Below are 15,725 nucleotides of genomic sequence, written 5' to 3' on the forward strand. Positions count from 1 at the left end.
TGCAAAGATAAACAAACAAGCTGAAGCACATATTACATGCTTCAGCTTGTTTGTTATTTTCATTCTTCCCAAGTAATCCATTCATGAACCTCAAGGATTTCCAAAAACTTCACTAGGCGTGGTAAGGACGGCTCGGCCTCTTCCCCAAAATGTTCAATCATTGCTTCCGAAATCTCATGGACATTCTTGCGATGGTCCATTTGCTCAATGGCAAATCTACCGAACTTATCGAGCTTTATTTTGCGAAATGCTCGTTGCTTAAAGAAACGAATCGTCAGTCTCTCGACAAAGTTAGTTCTCTGGATTATCAAGAGGCCGGTATCCGATGAAGAATCACATTCAAAGGTGACACGACTTTCCAAAAGAGGAACCATTGTTAGTAGGTTTCTCTTTGATTTTTGTTTACGAAACATCTTCTTTATTCCTTTTGCTAGATACATACCAAAGCACTCCAGCTAAAGCAAGGAATAATAAGAATGGTATCAGATTGCTAGCCAACACTGCTACAGCAGGAACTTGAACTCCCACTGCGATTAAAATTGCAATAAGCACTCCAATCAATGATTCACCGGCGATTAAACCGGACGCGAACAATGTACCTCTATCCACTCTTGCTTTACGTGCTTCTTTAGATTTTGCAAAACGTTCAACGAAGTAACGTACAAAACCACCAATCATAATTGGCGCACTCGTATGAACTGGCAAGTAAATACCCACAGCCACACTAAGTGAATTCAATCCGAAGAATTCTAACGTAATGGCAATAGCTGTTCCAATGAAGATAAGAGTCCATGGTAAGTCTCCTCCAAGAACACCTTCAGCAAGAATTTTCATCAAGGCCGCTTTTGGTGCTGGAAGTTCTGCCGAACCCATTGTATAAGCATTATCCATTAAAACAAGGGTAAAGCCGATGACAGCGGCAGAGGCAACGACACCTATCATCATTGCAATCTGTTGTTTCCATGGTGTACCACCGACGATGTAACCGGTTTTCAAATCTTGCGAAACGTCCCCTGACACTGCAAGTGCCGTACAAACGATTGCAGCAACCGTGACTACAGCTATCATACCATCCATGCCAGTGAAGCCTGTTGCCTTATAGATAAGAGCGACAATAAGTAATGTTGCAATGGTCATTCCTGATGTTGGTGAGGAAGAACTTCCGACAATCCCAACGATCCTCGAAGCAACCGTTACGAATAAGAAACCAAAGATACCGATCGCAATGGCCCCGATGATTCCTACTTCCGTTACAGGAGCAAAGGCAATAATTAAAAGAACGACGATCATTCCCAACCACACGAATTTAGCTGGAATATCTTTTTCAGTACGGATTGTACCTGCCTTAAGCTGACCTTTATTCGCTTGTACGCCTCTAATGGTTGCAAAAGCTGAACTGAATAGAGTCGGCAATGTTTTAATCAGTGTGATCAGACCACCAGTCGCAACTGCTCCAGCTCCGATATAACGGATATAGTTATCCCAAATTCCCCAAGCATCCAATTCACTGATTGGTACTTCAGATGGGAATATTGGTGTAGTGCTACCGCTACCGAAGAAACTGATTGCTGGTATGAGAACGATCCAGGCTAATAGACCTCCACCAATCATTTGTCCGGCAACACGTGGCCCGATGATATAACCGACACCTAATAGAGAAGGAAATGCATCAAGGCCCACTACTGCATTTTTGAAACCAGTGATGCCCGTTTCCACTTCCGTTTTGAAAAGCTTAAATCCATCTCCAAGTGCCTTAACCGCGCCACCGATCACTAAACCGATTCCAATTAATTTAGCACTTGATCCACCTTTTTCACCTGATTTCAGTACTTCAGCACATGCCGTACCTTCAGGGTAAGGTAATGTTTCATGCTCCTTTACAATTAAAAGCTGACGAAGGGGTACCATCATGAAGACCCCAAGGAATCCACCAGTTAAAACGATGAAAAGGATTAACGCTTGACTAACATCCATTCCCCACATAAATAATGCTGGAATAGTAAAAACAGCTCCGGCACCAATGGCCTCACCTGCTGTTGTCATCGTTTGCACAATATTGTTTTCTAAGATCGAATCTCGACGGAAAACCCCTCTCAGGATTGCCATAGAAATGACTGCCGCAGGAATTGAAGCGGAAACAGTCAACCCGATAAGGAGACCTAAGTATGCATTAGCTGCTCCAAATACAATTGCAAGGATAATACCAAGAATAATTGCAGTTACAGTTAATTCGGGTAAAGATTTTGAAGCAGACACGTATGGAACGAATTTGCTTTCTTTTGAATTGTTCGACAATTTAGACACTTCCCATATCTATTTAACTTTAAAATTACAGGAATTATTATATCACTGTAATTTCTAAACATGCAATGGGAAAATTCTGCTTATTCTTAAATAAGATAATAGGGAAAATTCAGTTAAATTTTATTTTTCCAGAATATTGATTTATACGAACTGAATTTCTAGTAGCACTCTTTAAAATAGGTTTTGGAACATCTGATGAAAACTCCACATATCCTGCACAGACAAATAACATAATAAAGGAAGGAAGGAATCATTTATGGATTATACATCACCTGCTACTCAATTTTCCTTTGATGTAAATAAAAGCACTCTCGTAAAAAAGGATAACCTAAACTATATAAACGTACTGGGCATTTCACAGTTGAATACACTGGATAACACCTCTTTACTCGATATTTTTTTAAGTGCCAATAATATTATCGAACCACATTACCACCAAAATGCCGCTGAGCTGGTATATTGCATTTCAGGAGCCGCTACAGTTTCCCTACTCAATCCATTTACAAAGCTCATTCAAAATTACCCAATCACTCCCGGCCAAGTAGCCAATGTCCCTCAAGGTTGGTGGCATTATGAAGTAGCTACTGAGGACAATACACATTTACTTGCTATTTTCAATGCACCCACACCTGAAGTCATCCTCGGTTCAGATATCTTGAAATTAACGCCAGCGGACATTATGGCCCACACATATTCCATGGATGAAGACCAGTGGAAAAATACCACTGCACCAGTTAAGCCCTCAACATTTATAGGTCCCGCCTCCTCTTTTAACAGATCCGTGAAAAACCGTGCAACTCACCAATCACATTATATAAACCAAGGGTACGTTTACCCAAACAATCCATACTACTACCAATATCCAACTAACATGCCCTATTATTTTTATTAACAGAACCAAAATTAGATATTTCCAGAATATAAAGAAAATCTTATGGCACATTGAAGTTCTTCTTTCATTATCCCTTCAAGTTCGTTTATATTTTTTCTCTTATTCAGGAACCCTTTTAATCCATCCATCCTCTATATACTTTTCTATTTAAACAGGTTAATCGTGATTATTACGCTTCTATGTACACATATATATAATTCACAAAAGATATTATTATATTAAAATATTTTAATCACTCTTTTTTCTCATAAACCATGGTAATATACATTAGGGTGATATAATAATGAAAAAAATTAAAATTTTCTTAGTTGCTGTTCTTTTTTTAACTTTATTTACAGGAACTCAATCAGCGGAAGCAGCTTCTAACGTAAAGGTACACTTTATCAATGTAGGTCAAGGCGATTCCATACTTATTCAAACCGGGAACGAAAACATATTAATCGATGCTGGTGGAAAAGGAAAAGGCGATGAGGTTGTTGCTTATTTAAAGAAACAAAAAGTTACAACTCTTAATGCCGTGGTTTCCACTCATCCGGACGCTGACCATGTAGGTGGATTAGCTTATGTTTTAAATACGCTAAAAGTAAAGGCGGTGTATGCTCCCAAAGTTTCGCACACTACACAAGCATACAAAGACTTTTTATCAGCAGTTAAGAAAAAAGGATTGAAAATCAAAACCGCTAAGACTGGTGTGCAAATCAGCACGAAAGCCAAAAATACATCATTAAAATTCTTAGCTCCAGTCAAAGATTATGCAAAGTCAGACTTGAACAACTGGAGTGCCGTCCTTTTACTTACACACAACAAAAAGACGTTCTTATTCACTGGTGACGCAGAAGAAAAGTCAGAAAAAGATATGCTTGCTAAAAAACTAATACCAAGTGTCGATGTGCTTAAAGTTGGCCATCATGGAGCAAATACCTCTACTAGTTCAGCCTTTGTAAAGAAAACCAAACCAAAATACGCTATAATTAGCGTAGGAAAAAATAGATATGGACATCCTACTTCTACCGTGATAAAACGTTTGAACTCCGTTAAAGCCCAGACCTATCGTACAGACAAATCAGGAAATATCATTTTTACTTCTACAGGTACGAAACTTACTGTAAAGACGGTGAAATAAATGGTTCAGGGAATTATTGATCGCTTCGAAGGAAAAATCGCCGTTGTGGAAATCAATGGCGGAGATATGAAGGATTTCCCGAAAAGCTCCCTTCCTAAAGGGGCCAGAGTCGGGGATATGCTAATAATCGATGGTGATAAAATTACGGTCTCTAAAGAAGGCACTAAACAGTTAAAAAAAGAAATTGATGACTTGATGGATGAATTGTTTGAAGATTAATCAGGACCACCCCCTTCTCAAACTGAGGAGGGGGTTTTCTTATGGGCCCTTAAATATCTATCCCATTATGGTATATAAAAACAGAGAACCCCTATTAAAAGGAGTTCTCTACTGTTTACATCACCCGTTTGAACATCTTCTCCATTTCATAAATGGAATAGGAGATGATGATTGGCCTTCCGTGCGGGCATGTGAATGGATCGGTTGTGTGCCTTAGTTCATCTAACAGCGCTTGTATTTCGTCATTGCGGAGATGGCGGTTTGCTTTGATGGAGGCTTTGCAACTCATCATGATAGCCGCCTCTTCACGCAGTTTTTTGATATCCACTTTTTTCATCGATAGTAATTGCTCGATCATGTCTTCAAGGATTTCCTGTTCAATTCCTTTAGGGAACCATTGCGGATGGGAACGGACAATAAAAGCATTATGGCCGAATTCCTCTAGAAAGACGCCTACTTTTTCTAGTTCAGTCCTGTATTCATTTATGCGAATGGATTGATCAGTCGAGAATTCTAACGTAATCGGAACGAGCATATCCTGTAGCTCGTTTTCGACACGGCCGACCTTTTCTTTGAAGTATTCATATTTAATCCGTTCCTGTGCAGCATGCTGATCGATGATATATAAACCTTTTTCATTTTGAGCAAAAATATACGTCCCATGCATTTGTCCGATTGGATACATGGGTGGTATTCGGCTTGTTGATTCATCCTCTTCGACTTCCTCTTCAATCTCCTCGACTGTATACGTCGTATACCCTTCAGCTGATTCGAAGTGTGGAATTTTTTCCTCTGGAGGAAAGACAGGAATAGAGGATTCATCCATTTTTTTACTTCCTTCACTACTATATATTATCTCTCGCATGGTATCGATAGTCCGATTATCCTCGATAGGTTCTATAGTACTTTCCTGCTGCTGTTTTTCTCGTATCAACGTATTCTTCAGCAATGACGTTTCTTTTTTTGCTTCTTCGAGAACCCGTCTTCCACTTTCCACTACATGGTCTAAACTGAGCTCCGTCTGCTCGCTTCTTGGCTCTTCCTGCTTTGAAGGTGTAAAGCCGCTTGGTATTAAGGAAATTTTCTTGAAAGCTGATTTAATCGTTTCAGAAACAAGGCTGTATAATTCTTGTTCCTTGCTAAGTCGCACCTCTAATTTAGATGGGTGCACATTGACATCGACCAATATCGGATCCATTTCAATATTCAATAAAGCAATCGGGAAACGACCAATCGGCAGCAAGGTATGATATCCTTCCAAGATTGCCTTCACAAGGACGTAATTTTTTATGAATCTACCGTTAATCATCGTCGAAATATAATTTCGGGAAGCACGGGTAACCTCTGGCATCACGATATATCCAGTTATAGTGAAGTCAAGTGACCTTGTTTCTATCGGAATCATCTTTTTGGCAATATTCATGCCGTAAATGGCCGCCAATACTTGACGGACATCCCCATTTCCATTCGTATGCAAGATACGTTTCTCATTATGTGTTAAGCGTATCGAAATGTCCGGATGTGACAGTGCTAATCTATTGGTGACATCCGTAATGTTTCCAAGCTCGGTATGAATCGTTTTTAAATACTTTAACCGAGCCGGCGTATTGTAAAATAACTCGGAAACCGTGATGTCCGTTCCTTTTCGGCTCGATGAAGCCTCCAGTTCCCTGATGACTCCCCCTTCAAGCAGGATTCGCGTTCCCGGCCCCTCACCTGTGCTGCTTTTCATCTCAAAGTGGGATACAGATGCAATACTTGGCATCGCTTCACCACGGAATCCCAGCGTCCGAATTCGAAATAAGTCATTTTCATCTTTTATTTTACTTGTGGCATGACGTTTAAAGGCTGCTTCTACATCATCTGCCGTCATTCCATCTCCATTATCTATAATCCTTATCGAACCAAGTCCAGCCTCCACCAATTCTATTTCTATGATGGTGCTGCTGGCATCTATGGCATTTTCCACAAGTTCTTTCACGACTGAGGCAGGACGTTCAACAACTTCGCCAGCTGCTATTTTATTCGATAAAGCCTCATCGAGCTGTTTGATTTTTCCCACGTTCATCGCCTCACTTCAGTTAATTATTTCAATTTCTTTTGCAATTTATAGAGTATATTCATTGCTTCAAGCGGTGTCATTTCAAGAATATCAAGCGATTTGATGTCATCAAGTACCTTTTTTTCCTTGGGTGATGAATTTGTTTTTTCTCTAGGAGCTTCTTCCCCAAAAAAGGAAAGTTGTGACGCTTCATTGACAACCGATTCAACCTTATCCTTAGTGACGAGAGGAACTCCCATATCACGATCAGTGGCTGGCCGTGAAGGCACTTCCTTCCCATGTCCTTGTCCATTTTCATTTTCAAGTTGAGCTAAAATAGCAGAAGCCCGGTCGATTAACTGCTTAGGAAGGTCGGCAAGCTTGGCTACATGGATACCATAACTTTTATCAGCTGGACCTTCTTTTATTTTGTGAAGAAAAACGACATTCCCATTCTGTTCGATTGCACTTACATGGATGTTTTTCAGTTTAGTAAGTTCCTCTGAAAGTATCGTCAATTCATGATAGTGTGTCGAAAAGAGTGTCTTTGCGCCGATTTCTTCGTGGATGTATTCAATGATGGCCTGCGCTAGTGCCATACCATCGTAGGTAGAAGTTCCACGTCCTATTTCATCGAATAAAATCAGGCTATTTTCCGTTGCATTCATGATCGCGTTCTTAGCTTCGAGCATCTCGACCATGAAGGTACTTTGTCCCGAAATGAGATCATCCGCTGCGCCAATTCGAGTGAACACTTTATCGAAAATCGGCAGTTCAGCTGTTGATGCCGATACGAAACAACCGATTTGGGCCAAAATGGATGTCAACGCAATCTGACGCATATACGTACTTTTACCCGACATATTCGGTCCGGTAATCAGAAGCAATTCCCGGTCACTATCCATCAAGCAGTCATTAGGCACATACTCTTGTGATTGCAGTACTTTTTCGACAACTGGATGGCGCCCTTCTTTGAGAACAATTTTGCGATTTTCGGAAAAGATTGGCTTCACATAATGACGCTCTTCACTGATCGTTGCAAAGCATTGCAAAACGTCAAGCTCACTGACACCTTTCGCTAGCTCTTGTAAACGCGGGATATAGCTTTTCACCTGTTCACGTAAATTAAGGAATAGGTCGTATTCGAGACCGACGCTTTTCTCTTCGGCTTGTAAAATCAGGGCTTCCTTTTCTTTCAATTCAGGTGTGATATACCGTTCAGCATTGGTCAAAGTTTGTTTCCGTTCATACCGCCCCTCTTCAAGTAAATGCAAGTTGGCACGCGTCACTTCTATATAATAGCCAAACACTCGGTTATAGCCGATTTTCAATGATCGAATCCCCGTGCGTTCCCTTTCCTCCCGTTCAAGCTGGGCAATCCACGTTTTTCCGTTTCGGCTGGCGTCTCGATATGTATCCAGTTCCGAGTGGAAACCATCTTGAATGATGTTTCCTTCCTTAACGGATAACGGTGGGTTCTCCACAAGTGCCGATTCAAGCAAATCGGTCACTTCTTCGCAGGGATCCAGTTTTTCGGCAAGAGCTGCTATATCCAGGTTGGAGGCCATGGATTGGACGATTTCACGAATGATGGGCACCTGTTGAAGTGAACGTTTCAATTGGATTAAATCCCGTGCATTGACGTTCCCAAAGGCGACACGGCCCGCGAGACGCTCTAAATCATATACTTCCTTCAAGCGCTCCCGCAGATCTTGACGTTCAAAATATTGTTCCTTCAACGTTTCAACAAGATTTTGTCTTCGTTCAATTTGCACTCGATTGATGAGTGGGCGATCAATCCATTGCTTCAGCATCCGCCCGCCCATCGCTGTCTTCGTTTCATCCAAAAGCCATAATAATGACCCTTTCTTCCCTTTGGAACGTATGGTTTCCGTCAACTCCAAATTACGCTTACTATAGTAATCGATTTTCATATATTGGGACGTTTCATAGGCAAATACGGGTTGAAGATGATCAAGGCTTCTTTTTTGGGTGCGATATAAATAATTCAATAAACGAGCAGTCGTTTGAGCCTGCTTGTCCTCTTTTAACAACCGGAGCAAGGAAATGAACGACTCACTTTGTTCCAAGTTATCCTCAAGGGAAAGTGCCGCTGCTCCGCGAACCTGCAAATGCTTTTTCCATTCTTCGTTAAAATCCGTTGCAATGACAACTTCACTGGCACCAAGAATGGCGAACTCGTTTAATACTTCTTCGAAACTTTCAATCAACGTGACCTTGCTTTCACCAGTCGATAAGTCATTGTAGGCAAAGCCAAATTGCCCATCTGCAAAAGAAGTGATTGTTGCAATATAATTGTTCTCTTTTTCTCGTAGGCCTTTACTATCCATTTTGGTTCCCGGTGTAATCAGTTGGACAACTTCCCGGCGAACGACGCCTTTTGCTTGTTTAGGATCCTCCGTCTGCTCACAAATGGCCACCTTAAAGCCTTTTTCTATTAAAATATCAATATAATTAGGCGCGGAGTGATAGGGTATACCACACATAGGAATGCGGTTTTCAGTGCCACCCTCCCGGCTCGTTAACGTAATCTCAAGTTCCTGTGAGGCTTTTAAAGCGTCCTCAAAGAACATTTCATAAAAATCTCCTAAACGAAAAAATAAAAAGGCATCTTGATACTCTGCCTTGATTTTTAAATATTGTTGAATCATTGGTGTATAACCAGCCATTCTTTCAAAACCTTTCCAAACTATAATCTGTTATTCATATATGTCCTTTATTATACCATATGGGATAGCACCTTTCCCGTATTCGATATTGCAAGAATACATGTAAAATTCGCGAGTAACTCTTATCACTAACAAGTGAAATCGGCTTCTCACAAGGAGTAAAAGATCATAAACACTGATAGGTAATTAAGTTTCGACTGATTATCCCTTTTTGACTTTAACTAAAATAAAACCGGATGAAGGGAATGTCATCCGGTATTGACTATATTTATACTATTTTATTCGTCTTCAAATTCATCTAGGAAATCCGGATCTAAATCTTCGAACTCATCATCATCAAAATCTGAGCCCCAGTCATCTTCACAGCGGCCATCTGGACTTACAGCGACACAGATTTTCGTCTCGCCAACGACCTCCACAAAGAATTCTCTTTCCACATGGACAATGATCTTTTGTCCACAAGGGGAGATTACAGCTTCTAAACAATTCGGCTGTTGGACAGCTTGCGCTACGATTTCATGGTCATCTTGACAATCTGGATCACGGTATTTTAACGAAATCACGTCGGTATATTGTACTTTTTCTGTGACAACTTCCGTCTTGGAATTATGGTTATATGAATACCAAACGTTGATTTCGTAGCTGCCGTGAATTTCTACCTTTTTGCCGACTTTCTTGGCATCGTATTTATGGTTGATGATCCAACAACCTAGAATGCTAGAAGGATGATGAGCCGGGCAAATGGTGTGTGAGGACTTTGTGAATTTACGTCCCTTGGCCACCACCGCTTTAGTAATTATCTCTCTATATTGTGACATGCTAGCGAACCCTCCTCATACAGTTTCCATTCATCCTATGCGTGGTAAAAGTCTAGTGTGCGTAGAATTTTTTATATCTGAAAACTGCTGTAATGTTTAAATCTAGGTTATTTTATGCGCCAGTTTTGGGATATGTGTCACGAATGGGCGCTGTATAAGGGTTTAGGGCATAAAAAAACCCTTCTGAAGTCAGAAGGGTTTTTAAGAGATTTATGAACAGCCTCCGCCGCCGGCCTGTACCTTTGATCCAGTTTCCCCACGAAGGATATCACCTTGAGTCGATTCAATAATCAAGTCCGTCACCTTATTGGATACTTGAGAAGAGACCATTTGCAAAAGGTCATTGACATCTACTTGAGATTGCTTGAACTCTTGGACAATAGGCAATTCATCTAATTGCTTTTCAAGGGCATCGATTTTGGCTTGAACTTGTCCGTACGCTTTTTCTTTTCCATAATGTTGGAAATTCACGGCTTGTTTTTGTAAGCTCTTGATACTGGCAATCATTTCACGGATTTTTTGATTTTCATTAATATGAGCTTCCGCCCGTTTAAAGAAATCAACCTCTTCTGTGCTGGCAATCATTTGAGCCAGTTCTGCCGCTTTTGTTAAGATATCGTCTTTTGTATACTTTGTCATTTACTCCACCTCAATCGCTGTTGCTTCTTCGACCATATCCCCATTCAATGACCATGTTTTCGTATCGGTGATTTGCACCTTGACGATTTGGCCAATCGCAGATCTTGGTCCCTTGAAGTTCACAAGCTTATTTTTCGTCGTATAACCGGCTAATACATCCGGGTTTTTCTTGCTTTCACCCTCTACAAGGACTTCAACAATCTGCCCATTGTACTCTTTCATTTTCAATGCGCATGTTTCATTAACAAGTGCATTCAGGCGTTGCAAACGTTCCTTTTTAACTTCCATCGGGACATTATCCTGCATTTTTGCTGCAGGCGTTCCTTCTCGTGGAGAGTAAATATACGTATAAGCAGCATCAAATCCAACTTCTCGGTATAGAGACATCGTTTCCTCAAAATGTTCTTCCGTTTCATTTGGATAACCGACAATGATATCCGTAGTTAAGGACGCGTTAGGAATCGCTTCTCTGATTTTTCTAACAAGTTCTAAATAATGTTCGCGTGTATATTTACGGGCCATGATCTTAAGCGTTTCCGTACTTCCGGATTGAACAGGAAGATGGATATGATCCACTAAATTACCGCCTTTAGCAAGTACTTCAATCAAATGATCATCAAAATCACGGGGGTGGCTCGTAGTGAAACGGATTCGTGGGATATCGATTTTACGAATTTCTTCCATTAAATCACCGAGTCGGTACTCCATGTCCGTGAAGTCTTTTCCATATGCATTCACATTTTGACCGAGGAGAGTGACTTCCTTATAGCCCTGCGCTGCCAAATGACGCACTTCCTGAATGATGTCTTCCGGGCGGCGGCTTCTTTCTTTACCACGCGTGAAAGGCACGATACAGTATGTACAGAATTTATCACACCCATACATAATATTTACCCAGGCTTTCGTTTTCCCTTTACGAACTTTAGGGAGATTCTCAATAACGTCTCCTTCTTTGGACCAAACTTCAATCACCATCTCTTTTGAAAGATAGGCTTCATTAAGGATTTGAGGTAAACGATGGATATTATGCGTGCCAAAAATCATATCGACAAAATGATGTTTCTCAAGAATCCGTTTAACGACGGACTCTTCTTGTGACATACAACCGCAAACCCCTAGCAGTAAATCAGGTTTTTCCAATTTAAGTGATTTTAAATGTCCCAATTCCCCAAACACCTTGTTCTCCGCGTTTTCGCGAATTGCACAAGTGTTCAGTAAAATGACATTCGCCTCTTCAACCATATTGGTCGGTTGATAGCCGAGTGCCGTAAAGATACCGGCCATGACTTCTGTGTCGTGTTCATTCATTTGACAACCATATGTACGAATAAGAAATTTCTTGCCCTCTCCCATTCCACGGAATTGCTCAGGAATAGCAAAGTCATCATGATATTCAACATCTTCTTTTCCACGTTTTTTAGCATCTTTCAAGGAAGGCGAAATATAAACTGCTTGAAAGTACTTACTGTAATCCTTTTCGGATTTTTTGTCCGCTGGATTTTCAGACTGCACTTGTTGTGATTCTAATCGCTGTTTCTCGTTCATGTCAATCTCCTTTCAAAATAGTTAGTTTATTTATCATGCTAACTATTTCTGTACAGTTTACCTTATTAAATAACAAGTAAATAATTGCCTTTTATTGTGATATATCCACATTATCATAGTATAAAGCTTTTATCTGGAAGAAACAATCATTCTGTCACTCCTTAAGCATTTGTTAGAAAAATTTCACAAAATAGTAATAACATATGAAATGAATATTGCATTGGTTCTAAGATTTTCAATTTATTTTTATCGGCTAGGTCTAACGTACATTTTCACTAAATGGGACGGGGTCCTATAACATCCTGTCCGCTCTTGAATAAGATATCTCGTACAACAAAAATAATTTAGGGAGTGACTTATATGTCATATAACAAAAATAATGACGAGTACGAGTATGAGTGTCACAAGGGGCATGACAAGCACGAAAATAATAACAACAATATCGAACGAGATTTCTGTCGTGCAGTAAGAGGTTGTCAACGTCGCAATAATGATAATGACAACAATAACAAACATCACCATCATCACCATCATTACAACAACAATAATAACCATAACAACTGTAACAATAACAATAACAACAACTGTTGTTGCAGGAGAAATCGTTGCAATTTCTTTTCTTTTGGGTGCTGTAACCGCAACTTTGGAGGAAACAACTGCGGATGCAACGGTTGGTAATGCTTACTGATTAGTAGGATCGACTTAATGGCGATCTCCTAACTAGAACGCTTAGTTAACCATAAAAAAAAGGTTCACCCCAAATTTGGGGTGGACCTTTTCATGCTTACATAAATTCTTCAACAAGTTTATCGAAATGAGCTTGATCCAAAGTTAGATCCGACTTATTCAACGATTCCTCTGCATAACCAGGAATTAATTCCTGATAAGATGGACGTGAAGAATCTTGATAAATGATTCCTGTCACAAGACTATCGTGCTTCATCAATGTTTGCATGGCCTGTTCTTTATTAGTGGAATCATACCCTTCAATCGTGTTTAATTTTGTTAGGTTTTGTTTAAACCAATCATACGTATTGATTTTGTTATAAGTTACGCATGGAGAGAAAACATTGATAAAGGAGAACCCTTTATGATTGATTCCTGCTTCAATGATTGCCGTTAAGTCTTTTAGATCCGTGGAAAAGCTTTGAGCGACGAATGTTGCGCCTGCTGATAAAGCTAATTCCATAGGAGAAACTGCCCTCTCAATTGATCCTTCAGGGGTGGATTTTGTTTTAAATCCAGCAGCTGAACGAGGGGAAGTTTGACCTTTCGTTAGACCATAAATTTGGTTATCCATGACAATATACGTAATATCGATGTTACGACGAATTGCATGAATGGTATGTCCCATTCCGATTGCAAAACCATCGCCGTCCCCACCGGAAGCTATAACGGTCAATTCGCGGTTAGCCATTTTCAACCCTTGGGCAATCGGCAACGAACGACCATGTATACCATGGAAGCCATATGATTTGATGTAGCCGGAAATGCGGCCTGAACAGCCGATACCAGAAACCACAGCCAAGTTTTCTGGTTCCAATCCTACATTGGCTGCTGCACGCTGCATGGCAGCTTGGACGGAGAAATCCCCGCATCCAGGACACCAATTAGGTTTTACATCATTTCGAAACTCTTTAAACGTTGCCATATTCGAACATCTCCTTGCATTGTGTGTGAATTTCATGCGGGAGGAAAGGGTTGCCATCATATTTTAGGATGCTTTTAATTTTGTTTACATGTCCGACATTCATCTTGATAATATTAGCCAATTGTCCAGTCGCATTATTTTCAATTACTACTACTTTCTTAGCCGATTGTACTAAAGAAAGAACTTCATCCGCAGGGAATGGGTGAATCAAACGAACTTGCGCATGATTCACTTTTATTCCATCTGATTCTAAACGACCGATTGCTTCATCTATCGTTCCTCGGGTAGAGTTAAATCCTAAGATCAATAAATCAGACTCTTCGTGAGGTGCATTCTTGTATACAGGTGTATCGAACGTGTGCGCCAAATTGCTAAGCTTACGCATCCGTTTATCCATCTGTGCTACACGGTTGGCAGCTGATTCAGAAGGCTTACCTGTTTCATCATGCTCTACACCGGTTACATGGTGAATACCATTCTTCATACCTGGAAGGACTCGCGGTGACACTCCATCTTCCGTTACTTCATAACGTTTGAAATATGTTTTTTCTTGAGATCCTTCAATTTCATAATCCAAAAGTTTACCACGTCTGATTTCTACTTTACTGTAATCTAGCGGTTGCACCGTTTGTTTACCTAGTGAAAGTTGCAAATCGGATAAAATGATAACCGGACATTGATATTCCTCAGCAAGATTAAAGGCTTCAGCCGTATCATAAAAGGCTTCCTCCACTGTACTCGGGGCCATGACAATTTTCGGGATTTCCCCATGTGTACCATAAATCATTGCCATTAAATCCGATTGCTCTTGTTTCGTTGGAAGTCCCGTGGAAGGACCGCCACGTTGTGTATCTACAATAACAATCGGAGTTTCGGTGATACCAGCTAAACCGATTGCTTCCATTTTCAAGGAAAGCCCTGGGCCTGCTGAAGCCGTGATAGCACGAACGCCACCGTAATTTGCTCCGATTGCCATCGTAGCTGCTGCGATTTCATCCTCGGTCTGGATAACGGTACCACCTACTTTAGGCAGTTTCTTGATTAAATACTCCATGATTTCGGAAGCTGGCGTTATTGGGTACGCTGCCATAAAGCGACAACCACCGGCAACCGCACCTAGTGCGATTGCGTCGTTACCAATCATGAACAAACGTTTTTGACCATCCGCTTTTTCAAGTTCCATGGCTCCCACTTTTTCACCTAGCAATGTTTCCATGGATTTATAACCAGCAGTAATCGCATCCATGTTCTTTTTAACGATTTCTTCCCCTTTACGGCCGAAGATTTCATCGACTACATCGTTGAACACGGAGATTTCCATACCTAAAACAGCACAGGTAGCTCCAATTGCAACCATGTTTTTCATTAAAGAAGTGCCCAACTCAGAAGCGATTTCTGTAAATGGGACTATATATAACTCTGCCTTTGTATCTTCAGGGCAGACAGGTTTGAATTTTGCATCAGCGATAATGATGCCACCAGCGTGTAGTTCTTTATAATTGACGTCTATTGTTTCTTGGTCAAAAGCGACTAAGATGTCTAAATCATCTGAGATAGCACGAGTCTCGGTAGTACTTACACGAATTTTATTATTCGTGTGTCCACCCTTAATTCGAGATGAGAAATGACGGTAGCCATACAAGTAGTAACCTAAGCGATTGAGGGCAATACAGAAAATTTCTCCTGTACTTTCAATACCTTCACCTTGTTGTCCGCCAACTTTCCATGAAAGTTGATTGATCATGTCTTACACTCCTTTAGAACGTTCGTATATAACTGCATTAAACTGCACCTCTCTTCAGA

Annotated in this window: 13 protein-coding genes; 4 read left to right on the forward strand and 9 right to left on the reverse strand. The window is 40.6% G+C overall.

Going from position 1 to position 15,725, the window contains the following annotated elements; translation table 11 throughout:
* Positions 1 to 59: 59 nt before the first annotated feature.
* Both ACQKL5_RS04260 and ACQKL5_RS04265 read right to left on the reverse strand, forming a co-directional pair.
* Positions 60 to 413, reverse strand: a complete 354-nt coding sequence (locus tag ACQKL5_RS04260; protein ID WP_427606780.1) for a PqqD family protein — start codon at positions 411 to 413, stop codon at positions 60 to 62.
* Positions 403 to 2,295, reverse strand: a complete 1,893-nt coding sequence (locus ACQKL5_RS04265) for an OPT family oligopeptide transporter (protein WP_427606781.1) — start codon at positions 2,293 to 2,295, stop codon at positions 403 to 405. Before ACQKL5_RS04265 ends, ACQKL5_RS04260 begins: the two co-directional genes overlap by 11 nt.
* 265 nt (positions 2,296 to 2,560) lie before the next feature.
* Between ACQKL5_RS04265 and ACQKL5_RS04270 the strand changes: the two genes are divergently transcribed.
* From ACQKL5_RS04270 to ACQKL5_RS04280, 3 genes are all read left to right on the forward strand, one after another.
* Complete coding sequence (locus ACQKL5_RS04270) at positions 2,561 to 3,196, forward strand: cupin domain-containing protein (RefSeq protein ID WP_427606782.1); 636 nt, start codon at positions 2,561 to 2,563, stop codon at positions 3,194 to 3,196.
* Between the two features lie 283 nt (positions 3,197 to 3,479).
* Complete coding sequence (locus tag ACQKL5_RS04275; protein WP_427606783.1) at positions 3,480 to 4,319, forward strand: ComEC/Rec2 family competence protein; 840 nt, start codon at positions 3,480 to 3,482, stop codon at positions 4,317 to 4,319.
* Complete coding sequence (locus tag ACQKL5_RS04280) at positions 4,320 to 4,538, forward strand: DUF3006 domain-containing protein (protein ID WP_427606784.1); 219 nt, start codon at positions 4,320 to 4,322, stop codon at positions 4,536 to 4,538.
* A 115-nt stretch (positions 4,539 to 4,653) separates the two neighbouring features.
* On the opposite strand, the gene mutL is transcribed toward ACQKL5_RS04280, so the two are convergent.
* From mutL to miaB, 5 genes are all read right to left on the reverse strand, one after another.
* On the reverse strand, positions 4,654 to 6,600 hold the full coding sequence (mutL, locus tag ACQKL5_RS04285) for a DNA mismatch repair endonuclease MutL (protein WP_427606785.1): 1,947 nt from the start codon (positions 6,598 to 6,600) through the stop codon (positions 4,654 to 4,656).
* 23 nt (positions 6,601 to 6,623) lie between these two features.
* On the reverse strand, positions 6,624 to 9,269 hold the full coding sequence (gene mutS, locus ACQKL5_RS04290) for a DNA mismatch repair protein MutS (protein WP_427606786.1): 2,646 nt from the start codon (positions 9,267 to 9,269) through the stop codon (positions 6,624 to 6,626).
* A gap of 278 nt (positions 9,270 to 9,547) precedes the next feature.
* On the reverse strand, positions 9,548 to 10,087 hold the full coding sequence (locus ACQKL5_RS04295; protein ID WP_427606787.1) for an outer spore coat protein CotE: 540 nt from the start codon (positions 10,085 to 10,087) through the stop codon (positions 9,548 to 9,550).
* A 210-nt stretch (positions 10,088 to 10,297) separates the two neighbouring features.
* Entirely contained in the window at positions 10,298 to 10,726 is a 429-nt protein-coding gene (locus ACQKL5_RS04300; protein ID WP_427606788.1) for a RicAFT regulatory complex protein RicA family protein, read from the reverse strand.
* On the reverse strand, positions 10,727 to 12,271 hold the full coding sequence (gene miaB, locus ACQKL5_RS04305; protein WP_427606789.1) for a tRNA (N6-isopentenyl adenosine(37)-C2)-methylthiotransferase MiaB: 1,545 nt from the start codon (positions 12,269 to 12,271) through the stop codon (positions 10,727 to 10,729). It abuts the gene before it with no gap.
* A 496-nt stretch (positions 12,272 to 12,767) separates the two neighbouring features.
* Here miaB and ACQKL5_RS04310 point away from each other — a divergent pair, with 496 nt between their 5' ends.
* Positions 12,768 to 12,959, forward strand: a complete 192-nt coding sequence (locus ACQKL5_RS04310; protein WP_427606790.1) for a hypothetical protein — start codon at positions 12,768 to 12,770, stop codon at positions 12,957 to 12,959.
* Between the two features lie 96 nt (positions 12,960 to 13,055).
* On the opposite strand, the gene ACQKL5_RS04315 is transcribed toward ACQKL5_RS04310, so the two are convergent.
* A complete protein-coding gene (locus ACQKL5_RS04315) occupies positions 13,056 to 13,922 on the reverse strand; it encodes a 2-oxoacid:ferredoxin oxidoreductase subunit beta (RefSeq protein WP_402969926.1) in 867 nt (288 codons plus the stop codon).
* Positions 13,909 to 15,666 (reverse strand): 2-oxoacid:acceptor oxidoreductase subunit alpha, encoded by a 1,758-nt coding sequence (locus ACQKL5_RS04320; RefSeq protein WP_427606791.1) that lies wholly within the window; start codon positions 15,664 to 15,666, stop codon positions 13,909 to 13,911. Before ACQKL5_RS04320 ends, ACQKL5_RS04315 begins: the two co-directional genes overlap by 14 nt.
* Positions 15,667 to 15,725 lie beyond the last annotated feature (59 nt).

The organism is Peribacillus sp. NPDC097675, from assembly GCF_050277655.1.
Classification (GTDB): Bacteria; Bacillota; Bacilli; order Bacillales; family DSM-1321; genus Peribacillus.

What these genes read in the sequence shown, in the direction of transcription:
- ACQKL5_RS04315 (WP_402969926.1), bottom strand. Translation starts at nt 13,922, where the DNA reads ATGGCAACGTTTAAAGAGTTTCGAAATGATGTAAAACCTAATTGGTGT.
- ACQKL5_RS04270 (WP_427606782.1), top strand. Translation starts at nt 2,561, where the DNA reads ATGGATTATACATCACCTGCTACTCAATTTTCCTTTGATGTAAATAAA.
- ACQKL5_RS04275 (WP_427606783.1), top strand. Translation starts at nt 3,480, where the DNA reads ATGAAAAAAATTAAAATTTTCTTAGTTGCTGTTCTTTTTTTAACTTTA.
- mutS (WP_427606786.1), bottom strand. Translation starts at nt 9,269, where the DNA reads ATGGCTGGTTATACACCAATGATTCAACAATATTTAAAAATCAAGGCA.
- ACQKL5_RS04295 (WP_427606787.1), bottom strand. Translation starts at nt 10,087, where the DNA reads ATGTCACAATATAGAGAGATAATTACTAAAGCGGTGGTGGCCAAGGGA.
- ACQKL5_RS04310 (WP_427606790.1), top strand. Translation starts at nt 12,768, where the DNA reads ATGACAACAATAACAAACATCACCATCATCACCATCATTACAACAACA.
- ACQKL5_RS04280 (WP_427606784.1), top strand. Translation starts at nt 4,320, where the DNA reads ATGGTTCAGGGAATTATTGATCGCTTCGAAGGAAAAATCGCCGTTGTG.
- miaB (WP_427606789.1), bottom strand. Translation starts at nt 12,271, where the DNA reads ATGAACGAGAAACAGCGATTAGAATCACAACAAGTGCAGTCTGAAAAT.
- ACQKL5_RS04260 (WP_427606780.1), bottom strand. Translation starts at nt 413, where the DNA reads ATGTTTCGTAAACAAAAATCAAAGAGAAACCTACTAACAATGGTTCCT.
- ACQKL5_RS04320 (WP_427606791.1), bottom strand. Translation starts at nt 15,666, where the DNA reads ATGATCAATCAACTTTCATGGAAAGTTGGCGGACAACAAGGTGAAGGT.
- ACQKL5_RS04300 (WP_427606788.1), bottom strand. Translation starts at nt 10,726, where the DNA reads ATGACAAAGTATACAAAAGACGATATCTTAACAAAAGCGGCAGAACTG.